The sequence below is a fragment of the Photobacterium sp. CCB-ST2H9 genome (genome assembly GCF_023151555.2).
GTDB lineage: Bacteria > Pseudomonadota > Gammaproteobacteria > Enterobacterales > Vibrionaceae > Photobacterium.
Map to the genome: position 1 here is coordinate 946,181 of NZ_CP100425.1, position 10,882 is coordinate 957,062.

General features: G+C 50.9%; 11 protein-coding genes. 9 read left to right on the plus strand and 2 right to left on the minus strand.

The window, feature by feature from the left end:
• Positions 1-206: 206 nt before the first annotated feature.
• Positions 207-2,972 carry an insulinase family protein gene (locus L4174_RS04600; protein ID WP_248143668.1) on the minus strand — a complete coding sequence of 922 codons (2,766 nt, stop codon included), beginning with the start codon at positions 2,970-2,972 and terminating at the stop codon, positions 207-209.
• Between the two features lie 221 nt (positions 2,973-3,193).
• On the opposite strand from L4174_RS04600, the gene sixA reads away from it, so the two are divergent.
• Together sixA and L4174_RS04610 are read left to right on the plus strand one after the other, a co-directional pair.
• Positions 3,194-3,688: a phosphohistidine phosphatase SixA gene (sixA, locus tag L4174_RS04605; RefSeq protein WP_248143669.1), complete on the plus strand. Its 495-nt coding sequence runs from the start codon at positions 3,194-3,196 to the stop codon at positions 3,686-3,688.
• Between the two features lie 96 nt (positions 3,689-3,784).
• Positions 3,785-4,144: a hypothetical protein gene (locus tag L4174_RS04610; protein WP_248143670.1), complete on the plus strand. Its 360-nt coding sequence runs from the start codon at positions 3,785-3,787 to the stop codon at positions 4,142-4,144.
• Between the two features lie 77 nt (positions 4,145-4,221).
• On the opposite strand, the gene smrB is transcribed toward L4174_RS04610, so the two are convergent.
• Positions 4,222-4,755 carry an endonuclease SmrB gene (gene smrB / locus L4174_RS04615; protein ID WP_248143841.1) on the minus strand — a complete coding sequence of 178 codons (534 nt, stop codon included), beginning with the start codon at positions 4,753-4,755 and terminating at the stop codon, positions 4,222-4,224.
• A gap of 54 nt (positions 4,756-4,809) precedes the next feature.
• Between smrB and prmB the strand changes: the two genes are divergently transcribed.
• From prmB to L4174_RS04650, 7 genes are all read left to right on the plus strand, one after another.
• Positions 4,810-5,742: a 50S ribosomal protein L3 N(5)-glutamine methyltransferase gene (prmB, locus tag L4174_RS04620; RefSeq protein ID WP_248143672.1), complete on the plus strand. Its 933-nt coding sequence runs from the start codon at positions 4,810-4,812 to the stop codon at positions 5,740-5,742.
• Between the two features lie 243 nt (positions 5,743-5,985).
• A complete protein-coding gene (locus L4174_RS04625) occupies positions 5,986-6,279 on the plus strand; it encodes a hypothetical protein (RefSeq protein ID WP_248143674.1) in 294 nt (97 codons plus the stop codon).
• 56 nt (positions 6,280-6,335) lie between these two features.
• Positions 6,336-6,734 (plus strand): hypothetical protein, encoded by a 399-nt coding sequence (locus L4174_RS04630; RefSeq protein ID WP_248143675.1) that lies wholly within the window; start codon positions 6,336-6,338, stop codon positions 6,732-6,734.
• A 104-nt stretch (positions 6,735-6,838) separates the two neighbouring features.
• Positions 6,839-7,600 (plus strand): VIT1/CCC1 transporter family protein, encoded by a 762-nt coding sequence (locus L4174_RS04635; protein WP_248143676.1) that lies wholly within the window; start codon positions 6,839-6,841, stop codon positions 7,598-7,600.
• Positions 7,601-7,761: 161 nt separating this feature from the next.
• On the plus strand, positions 7,762-9,252 hold the full coding sequence (locus L4174_RS04640; protein WP_248143677.1) for an alkaline phosphatase D family protein: 1,491 nt from the start codon (positions 7,762-7,764) through the stop codon (positions 9,250-9,252).
• A gap of 66 nt (positions 9,253-9,318) precedes the next feature.
• Positions 9,319-10,107 carry an alpha/beta fold hydrolase gene (locus L4174_RS04645; protein WP_248143678.1) on the plus strand — a complete coding sequence of 263 codons (789 nt, stop codon included), beginning with the start codon at positions 9,319-9,321 and terminating at the stop codon, positions 10,105-10,107.
• Between the two features lie 71 nt (positions 10,108-10,178).
• The gene (locus L4174_RS04650) at positions 10,179-10,817 is read left to right on the plus strand and encodes a glutathione S-transferase family protein (protein WP_248143679.1); all 639 of its coding nucleotides are present in this window, start codon (positions 10,179-10,181) and stop codon (positions 10,815-10,817) included.
• Positions 10,818-10,882 lie beyond the last annotated feature (65 nt).

A 10,882-nucleotide genomic window follows, 5' to 3' on the forward strand; every position in this document is an offset into this window, starting at 1 on the left:
ATCTGACACAGACTGCCAGCCAGAGGGGGATATATTTTGATTTCTTAATTTAGTTAATCGACTGAAACCAAAGAAAAATTAGCGGAATTCATAAAAATGTAACCGCGGTTCCAATTTTCAGGTCAATGGTGTGCGATGTTGGCATATCCTCTGAGCAAATCACTCAGAGGATATTGAAATGTCAGGGGAAGGACAAACGGTCAGAATTAGCAGGCCGTTTGCTGAAATGCGGAAACGGAAGTGATGGATTCACCGGCTTCCAGCGGGGTCAGGTTGCTGTGTGCTTCACCCTGGGAGTAGGCAATAAGCCGGTTCGCTGTCCGGGGCTTAATGGCTTCGACCATAAATCGCACCAGCTCAGCTCGGGTTAAGGTCGCCATTTCAGCAGCGATTTTCTGGCGCTGGTCGAAATGCTCGTCTTTGTGACCGATACTGACCCAGTATCGCTGTGCCCGGGCGCGCAGATTGGTGTCCGGTTCCGACAGCTGTGCAATCAGCCCTTGTTTACTGGCCTGCCAGTGGCTTTCGTTCAGTTCGAGCAGGACCAGGGCAAAGGCATTGGTAAATTCGTCGATGGCTTCCAGCAATTGCAGCGGTCCGGCAACCGGAGACTGAATATACAGCAACAGGCCGGGATATCGGTTAAGTGGCAGGTTCGCTGTGCCCACCATATAACCCAGTTGCTGTTCGGTGCGCAGTTCGTGGAAGAAGGTCGTCGACATCAGGTGATTGGCCAGCGTATAGACGGCAATTTCCCGGGGAGACTGTTCGCGGGACTGATGATAAATCAGGATCGCTGAATCGGCATGGCCGCAGTCGACTTCAAACCGCAGCGTGCCGCATTCCCCCAGATGTACCAGCGGGCGTTGTGCTTCACCATACAGCTGATCGGTGACCCGGAAGGCATCTTTCAGAACTTCCGCCATCGCCAAAGCATCATCTTTTCGCCAGTCGCCGTAAACAAAGGCATCAATATGCAGCTCGGCAAACATGGCGTCCACAAATGTTGGCAGCTCAGAAATTTCGACGGTTTCCATTTCCTGAATCAGGGCCGGATAGGGCGGATTATTGGGCTGCAGCAGCCCGGTCAGCTGATTAAACAACTGAGAGATCGGTTTATCTTCCGCGGCATTACGCCAGTTTCGCAGCATCTGCGCTTTAATACTGTTGAAACGATCGGGATGGAAAGTCCGGCCGGAGAATTTCTCCAGCAGCAATTTCAGCAGCAGCGGTTGTTTTTCACTGAAACCAGACAACTGCAACGTGACCCCGCCCTGATGGGCATAGAGGTTATAAGCCATTCCGGCAACTTCTGCCGGATAAGCAGCTTCATTGCAGGATTCCATCAGCATCTCGACACAGAGCCGGGTTTTCACGATGTTCCGGACTGAGCTGACGGCATGCGGGCTGTCAATGGCGACATAGACCTGGCCTTTGGGCACCCGGAATTCATGTTCCTGCTTGTACCACAGGCGAAATCCGGGCAGATCCTGAATCAGCTGCGGAATCTCATCCTGCTGGCGGGTCAGCGGGTGGGGATCCAGCCGCTCACACAGATACGGATTAGGCTCCGGCAGGGTCAGGGCCGGATTCTTACCCGGTTCAGCCCATGCTTTTAACTGGGCATCCGTGAAGGGTCGGACCGAGTATGGGGTGTGATACCAGTTAGCGACGCGGTCATGCTCCTGTCCTTTGGCGACCAGTGTCAGGCGCATGTTATCCGGCCGCAGCATCGACAGGACTTCTTTCAGCAGTGACTCGTCGTAGTGACTCATCATGTAATCGCCGTAGACAATATCTTCCGGCGCATAGTGCATCAGATTCATCACCAGATAGCTGACCGTATCCAGCGGACGGCTTTTTTCCTGATAACGGAAGGCCTGCTCCAGCACGGCCCGTTTCTCGCGATAGCGCCACTCGGCCAGTCCTTGCGCTGCGATCAGGTTGATGTACTGAAAAATGGTGGTCACGATGTGATCCGTCTGCTCCAGCCCTTTCGGGGTCAGATTCAGGCCAATCGTGAATTCCCGGAAATTACTGCCGCTGACACCGCCACCGGCAGCCAGGGTATTGATCAGTCCCTCGCTTTTCAGCAGGGACATCAGACTGCCCGTGCCTTCATTTCCCAGTAAATGGGCCAGATAAGACAATGGCTTGCTGCGATAGTGGACTTCCATCGCCGGGAGCGAGAACGACAGCGTCAGTTTTCTGACTTCTTTTATCGGTTCAATAGCAATAAAACGGGCATTCTCCCTGTCTGTTACCAGAGGGACAGCAATGGCCGGTTTTTCTTTACCGTCATTCGGAATTGCGCCAAAAAACTGTTCGGCAAAAGTCTGAAGTTCATCCAGTGACTGGGGTCCCAACAGGACCAGTCCCATCAGATTGGCAGAGTAGTGCTGTTGGTAGAAGGCGATTAACTCGTCGCGGACCGGTAAATCCGGGCGGTCTTCGAGGGTGCTGAGATCCCCCACGGAAAATTTGGCAAACGGGTGCTCCGGATTAATGGTTTCCTTATGCACCTGATACAGACGACGGACATCGTCTTTCAGCTTCAGTTTGTATTCGGAGTCGACGGCCTGCCGTTCTTTATCGACCGAATCGGCATTAAACAGCGGCGCGGTAAAAAATTGTCCGAAGCGTTCCAGTCCGGCTGCAAATGCGGGCGGGACGATTTCGAAAAAGTAGGTGGTGTTCTCGGTGCCTGTCCAGGCATTGTTGCTGCCGCCGTACTGGTTGACAAACGACTGAAATTCACCCGGATGGGGGTATTTTTCGGTGCCGAGAAACAGCATGTGTTCCAGAAAGTGTGCCATACCCTGACGATCCAGCGGATCGTCGAAATGACCAATGCCGACTGACAGTGCCGCTGCCGACCTCGGTGCTGCCTGATCATGGACCAGCAGCACCCTGAGTTGGTTATCCAGGGTCAGATAGCGGTACTCTTTGGGATCGTTCGGACTCTTGAACACAGGAAGCGCCTATTTTTACAGGGAATTAGGCTAATTATGACGCCCAATAATGGCACTGGCAAATTCTGTCTGGCGAGTCGAATTGTTACAGGGAAATGATCCTGTGATCGCGATAGCGATTCAGCCGTCACGCTTTCGTATCGCTTAAGATTAAATGGCTACCCTGTCTGTGCCAGCCTTTGCTAGCATAGCCACAGAAACGCGCAATCGGATTGGAGACTATGCGAATTTTTATCATGCGTCACGGCGAAGCACAGCATTTTGCCCCAAGTGATGCGGAGCGGCCCCTGACCGCACAAGGGAAGTCCTACTCGCGTCAGATGGCGAAGCAACTGGCCAGTCATCTCGACGGTCAGCTGGATCTGGTCTGGGTCAGCCCTTACCTGCGTGCGCAACAGACCTGGCAGGCGATGTCAGAAGAGTTGCCGGTGCCCAAAACGCTGATGACGATTGATGATATTACCCCGTACGGTGATGCCGCGCAGGTAGCCGATTATCTGAAAGCGGTCGTTGAACTGGAAAAACCGGAAACTGTGCTGGTGGTTTCGCACCTGCCGCTGGTGGGCTATCTCAGTGCAGAACTGGTGCCGGGACTGCAACCGCTGATGTTCCGGACGTCCTCGATTGCTGCGGTCGACTTTCATTCTGAAGGTGAACCGTCCGCCTTGTTATGGCAGGAGAACCCTGTTGAGGCCGTTCAGTCGAATCATCGCTAACTTGGGTGCAGGGCGCACTTTTCAATGACCAGACTGTCCTGCCCGGATGGTTCAGGTACAATCCATCTTCAAAGAATGACTGATAATGAACTGGTTATGAAAAAGATACTTTTCGTTCTGTTAGGCAGCCTGGGACTGACTGCCTGTGCAGCCAATATGGTGAAGCCGAATATTGTGGCCAACGGGGCTATTAAATGGGCCAATGGTGTTCGCGAGGAAATGAATATTTCCAAGACGGGCAGTACCTTAACTTTCCTTTCCCCGCCAAGCATTATGGCACCGGGTGGCATTACAATCTTTTCCCGCATCGACAGTGCCCGCAACGGAAACTGCGAACATTACTACAACGAAAGTGCGATGAAAGTGCGCATGCAGATTTGTGACACCGGAGAAGTGACCCTGATTCAGGACGGTCAGGTGATTAACGTCGGTGCCCTGGTGCAGGAAGTGTATTGAAAGTGTTAGCTTAGAGCGCACTTCAGTTCAGAGTCGTCAGGCGTGAACGCCTGACACTCATCGGGCACAAGGAACGGTCAGCGTTCCGGGATCTCAATCAGCACCAGCAGCGCACCGGCACCGCCAAATTCCAGCGGCGCCTGATGGAAAGCCATCACATCCGGGTGCTGAGCCAGCCAGAGCGGTGCTTTCTGTTTCAGAATATGTTTTCCGATGCCATGCATGACGCAGGCGCAGGACACCCCGTCTTTGATACAAGCGGCGATCATTGCTGCTAGCTCGCGTTTTGCTTCCATTTGCGTCATCCCGTGCATATCCAGAAAAATATCCGGCACATAGACACCGCGGCGTAACTTTTTCACTTCATACTTGGACACATCGGAACGGGCATACTGCATCGGACCGTGCTCGCTGAGGTGCGGTTCGAACTCGTCCGAGAAGTAAAACTCGTGGTTTTGGCTGTCTTTGACGTTCACATTGCGCTTATCGGCTTTCGGGCGCTGTCGGCGCGGGGTGATTATGGTATCATTCGACAGCTTTTTAGTGCCCTTAACTGCTTCCTGAAAGAGCGCGAAGTCGTCCTCTTCCAGAGCTGGGTCTTTTTTACTCATCATCAAATTTCCAACTACTTTATCGCGGTATTGTAGCGCCATTTGGAGGCTATTTTGGATAAGATTTTTGTCGACGAAGCCGTCAACGAACTTCACACATTGCAGGATATGCTACGTTGGACCGTCAGCCGATTCAACGATGCGGGCCTGTTTTATGGCCATGGCACAGACAATGCCTGGGATGAAGCGGTGCAGCTGGTTCTGCCGACGCTGCATCTGCCGATTGATATTCCTGCTGACGCGCGCTTCTCGCGCCTGACCAGCAGCGAACGCCGTGCCATTGTTGAGCGCGTGGTCCGTCGTGTGACTGAGCGGACACCGGTTGCCTATCTCACCAACAGCGCCTGGTTCTGCGGACTGGAGTTCTTTGTGGATGAGCGTGTGCTGGTGCCGCGTTCCCCGATTGGTGAACTGATTGAAAATGGTTTTGAACCATTTCTGACCCGTGAGCCAACCCGCATCATGGATCTGTGTACCGGCAGCGGCTGTATCGGCATTGCCTGTGCGTATGCGTTCCCGGAAGCGGAAGTGGATCTGGTCGACATCTCGACCGATGCACTGGCTGTGGCAGAGCAGAACATTCACGACCATGGCCTGGAACAGCAGGTGATCCCGCTGCACTCCGATCTGCTGCGTGATGTGCCGAAAGATCAGTACGACATCATTGTCTCCAACCCGCCTTATGTGGATCAGGAAGACATGGACAGCCTGCCTGAAGAGTTCCGTCATGAGCCGGAGTTGGGTCTGGCCGCAGGTTTTGATGGTCTGGATCTGGTTCGCCGTATTCTGGCTAACGCGCCGGATTATCTGGCAGAAGACGGGATTCTGATCTGCGAAGTGGGTAACTCCATGATTCATATGGAAGAGCAATACCCGCACATCCCGTTCACCTGGATTGAATTTGAAAATGGCGGTCACGGCGTCTTCATGATGACCCGTGAACAGCTGCTCGACTGCGCTGCTGACTTCGCTGAATTCAAAGACTGATACCTTCCCCCTTTCAGTTTTTCAAACAGCCAGACTGAGGTCTGGCTGTTTTTTTATCTGCCTTTTGTTTTCCCGTCGCTTCCCCGCGCAAAGTCTCAAAACAGACTGCCTCATTTCTCATGTTAAAAATTCATGACCTATAAATGCTGCACAAATATCTGGCATCCGTGACTGAAATGTCAGGGGCGGTAGCGTGTCTGCGCCTGAAAATTTCGGCATAACATAAATGGGAGGGGAAAACTGATGCAACAGAATCCATCGAAACAAACACTTGGGATCGGACTACTTCTGACCGCGATTTTTATGACGGTGTCAGGTTCAGCGTTGTCCTCAGTCGAAGGGAATGTCACAAAACTCATCATCAATGATGGGAAACAAGACCAGTTGGTTCTGACTGGGGATGAGCAGGTAAAATTACCTGAAGCAGCAGCAAAAAAAGGAAAAACTGCGCAGAAAGATCAACCTCATGTTGAATCAAGTTACGCTGATAAGAATAAAAGTAAGGTGGAGAAGAATGACAGTCCCTCTGTGCCGTGAGTAACGGAACATAAACGGACTGAAAAATATGGATGCAGCATGAAAAGGAGAATTCGGTGTTTCTGTCATTATTAGTCGTGACTTTTGTGATTGCTGTTTGTGTTTGTTTTATTGTCTCGAAACTGTTCAGTCAGCCAATTGATGTCATTTTAGAAAGGCTGGTGGCGAGTGATATTGCATTTGCCTGGACCAAATATCTGAAATTCGCCATTTATGTGGTGGGTATTTCTGGTGGTGTGAGAATTTACAGCCTGGAAGAATTTTTACGCGCACCGAGTGAAAACTTCACGCCACCTGTGTTAACGACGGAACGCTGGGTGCTGGAAATTTACCGGACGATTATAGAGTCGCTGCAATCTATCGCCTGGATGTTACTGGTGTTCTTTATTTTTGCACTGATTGCCTATGTCATCGTCAGGGTATTTGAGCTGCGCGCACGCAAGAACGATCCATAAACTCCAGTCAGCTCGCTGGTCTATGCTTACGAGACCTGCTTACGCGGCTTATTTTTGATGTCCGCTTTCGTCAGGCATTTCAGAATCAGTGAGATGGGCTGTATATGCGCCATGACAGTGATGAAAAACTCTCTGAGGAGCACCGCCCGGAAGCGATCAGAGAAAAGCTCAGCAGACCCGCGAAGGAAAACGTTGCTTCGGACGTTGTGCTCGGCGGTATTGACGGGTGTGTGACAACTTTTGCTGTGGTGTCCGGTGTCGTCGGCGCCGGATTTTCTCCTGTGGTTGCGCTGGTCCTGGGATTTGCCAATCTGATCGCCGATGGTTTCAGTATGGCGGTCAGTAATTATGAGTCGATTAAGACGCATGGCGAATTTATTCAGAGTATCCGGGATACTGAGCAGGAACACATTCAGAAGATACCTGAGGGAGAGCGGGAAGAGATTCGTCAGATCTTCCAAAATAAAGGTTTCACGGGTGAAACGCTCGAAAAGATAGTAGACACCATCAGCGCCGATCAGCAGTTATGGATTGATACCATGCTGATTGAAGAACATGGGGTACAAAAAACGAACCGGAATCCGGTGAAAGCAGCCATTGCCACCTTTACTTCCTTTGTCCTTGTTGGCTCTGTTCCGCTGATTCCATTCATGATTCCGGGACTGGAACCGAATCTGCAGTTTGCATTCAGTGCGTGTCTCGCTGCACTGATGTTCTTTTCAATTGGCGCTTTAAAGAGCCGACTGTTCGATAAACCTGTTTTCCGCTCAGGAATCAGCACACTTTTCACTGGCGGAACGGCTGCAGTGCTGGCTTTTATGGTTGGCTTTGTACTCAGGGAAATCTTTGGTATTTCGGTGTTATAGGCTGAATGGCTTTATCCGCAGAAAGCTGAAAAGTGAAAGACACATTTTAAAAATAAAATATTGAGGCAGCCATCTGATTCTTTTAACGTACCCGTCCGGTATTGATAAATCATCATTTTTAAACCTGTCAATAATACATTTATCAAAAGGAAAGGATAAAGATGGCAAATAAAATTCTGGTTGGTCCTTTATTAGGGCTGGAGTCTGAATCGCTCTACACTTTTTGTGTATTAACTGACAGGTCTGTAAGTTCAGTCAAGGTGATGACAGACGCGGGTGAAATCGTTGCAAATGCTGTCGGTGATACTCCTCGGGGGAAATTTTGGCGAGCAGAAGGGAGCTTCGCTGCCAAACCGCTTTACCAAAAAATCACTTATCAGGTGAAGCTGGATAATGAGATTGCGGCGGATGGACAGGCGCGTGATGCCTGGACTTTTTATGTACCGGGACAGAATGAAAAACCATTGCTGGCCTATGCTTCATGTAACGGCTTTTCGACATTCGACCTCCGAAATAAGACCGATGATCCTTACCGGTTGTGGCGGGAGATGGCTCAATCTCATGCCAGAATTCCCTATTCATTATTGCTGATGGGCGGAGATCAGCTTTACGCGGATTCAGTCTGGAACGATGTGACAACACTGAAAAAGTGGGGAGAACTGTCACGAAAAAGAAAAGTCGCACAAGCGGCGTCTAATGAAATGCTTAGGCAGCTGGAGCGATTTTATGAGCGTATTTACAGGGAGCGCTGGGCGGATCCTGATATGTCACTGATGCTGGCGTCAGTCCCTTCGGTCATGATGTGGGATGATCATGATATCTTTGACGGGTGGGGAAGTTATCCGAAGGATTTGCATGAATGTGATGTTTACCAGGCAATATTTGGTGTTGCACGGCGATACTTTGAATTATTTCAAATGCGTACGAAAGCGAACCACAGTTTATTAAACCCGTCTGCTGAACATTATGGATTCGCTTTTACATTCAGGGGATATCACATTTTAGCGTTGGATAACCGCGCCGAACGGACGCTGACGCAGGTGATGAGCGAACAACAATGGTCAGATATCAATACTTACCTGTCGAAGACTGTGCAGGGTGGAGATCTGCTCGTCTTATCGGCTGTACCGGTCATCTATCGTGATTTTTCATTCACGGAATCGGTGTTTGACACGACGCCCTGGTCAGAAGAACTCACGGATGATCTCAAAGATCACTGGCGTGCCAAAGAACACCAGGGAGAACGTGCCAGGTTAATCATGCGACTGCTGGATAACACCAAAGCGCGGCAGCAACATGGTAAATACCGGACCCTATTGCTCTCTGGCGATGTACATCTGGGATGCCTTGGCGTGATTAACGACAACAGAGCCGGTGCGAATGTGAAGATCCATCAAGTCGTCTCATCCGGCATTGTTCATCCTGCCCCGAGTCGTATTGCGTGGATTGGCATCATGGCAGTCACCAATGACGATGACGAATTTCTCAATGAAGAACATACGATTCGTATTTCTATGCTCAAACCGTTCAGCTCGGATAAATACATTCGGTCCAGAAATTATGTCAGCCTGAAAGAAGGGACGGATGAAAAATTATGGGTCAACTGGCTCTGTGAGCAAAAAGATCATCCAGCTTATCCGCTGGAATCGTAAAAACGACAGGATATGAATCACACTGTTTTTCGCACTCAGGCAGCATAACCCGAGGAGGCAATTGCGATGAATCCGAATCAGACCAACGTCCGGACAGGCTATGCGCCGGTTAATGATCTCCAGATGTATTTTGAGATTCATGGTTCACCTCATACGGCACAACCGCCAATGGTTTTGCTGCACGGTGGCGGAGATACGATTCAGACATCTTTTGGCGATATTCTGCCCCTGATCGCGCGCGAACGGCAGGTGATAGCGTTTGAGCAACAGGGATATGGCCGTACGGCAGACATTGCTGAGCGGCCATTCACTTTTGAGCAGTCTGCCGATGATACAGCTGCGCTTTTGGATTACCTGCACATCGACAAAGCTGATCTTTTTGGTTTCAGTAATGGCGGTACCATTGCCATGCAGGTGGCGATCCGGCATCCGCAGCGGGTGAGCCGGCTTATTCTAGCGTCGGCGCTGTTTCAGCGCGACGGCGCTTACCCATGGCTCTGGGAAGCGATGAAGCATGCCCGGCTCGAAAACATGCCACAGGAATTACAGGATGCCTATCTTCAGGTGGCGCCACATCCGGAGAATCTGCGCATGTTTCACGATAAGGCTGCCGGGCGGATGGTTGAATTTAAAGACATTTCTAAGGACACGATTCGCAGCGTGACGGTTCCTGCGCTGATTCTTGTTGGCGATGCAGATGTTATACGTCCTGAACATGCGGTTGAAATATCCCGTTTGCTTCGGTACGCACAACTTGCTGTGCTGCCGGGGACGGACCACATGAAAGTCATGACCCGGATTGACTGGCTGGTGCCGATGGTGGATGAATTTCTTGAGAAAACGATAACAATGTGACATCTGTGATTCGGGTGACAGTGGTATTTCGGCTTAGCCCTCGAGGAATGCCCGCACAAAGGAGACGTGAAATGAACAGCTTGATCCTGACAACGTTTGATTGGGTGCCAGAAACGCCGCGCGGATATGTTCGTGATCTTCGGGTGCGCTGGGCGCTGGAAGAGGCCGGATTGCCCTATTGTGTTCGGGGGACATCCTTCCGTGAACGCAGTACTGAGCATTTTGGGAATCAGCCTTTCGGGCAGGTTCCCTGGTTGACTGACGGAGATATCTCGGTCTTCGAAACCGGGGCAATTCTGCTTTATCTTGGCGAGCGCAGTCAGGCACTGATGCCTGCCGATGCGCGCAGTCGCATTGAAGTGATGTCCTGGCTGTTTGCGGCGCTGAACTCTGTCGAGATGGCAGTTTTACCCTGGTCCATTTTTATGTTTACGGGGGATACCGAAACGACACCGGGACGGAAAAGTCTCGACAATTTTCTCGTGTCCCGGCTCAGTCATCTGGAAGAGGCTCTGGCAAAGCGGGAATGGCTCACCGCAAATTTTTCTGTCGCAGATATTGCCATGGCGGACGTATTGAGACTGGTCGATCGGTTCGGCGGGCTGACGGATTATCCTGCTTGTAAGGCCTACGTTTTCCGAGCAACCTCTCGTCCTGCTTTTTTGACAGCTTACGCGGATCAAATGGCATTTTTCGCTGCGGCTGACTGAATAGATGTCGTTCCCGTCTGGCAGTTTCAGGGGATCACTTTTTTCTGGGTACCCAGGTACGGTTT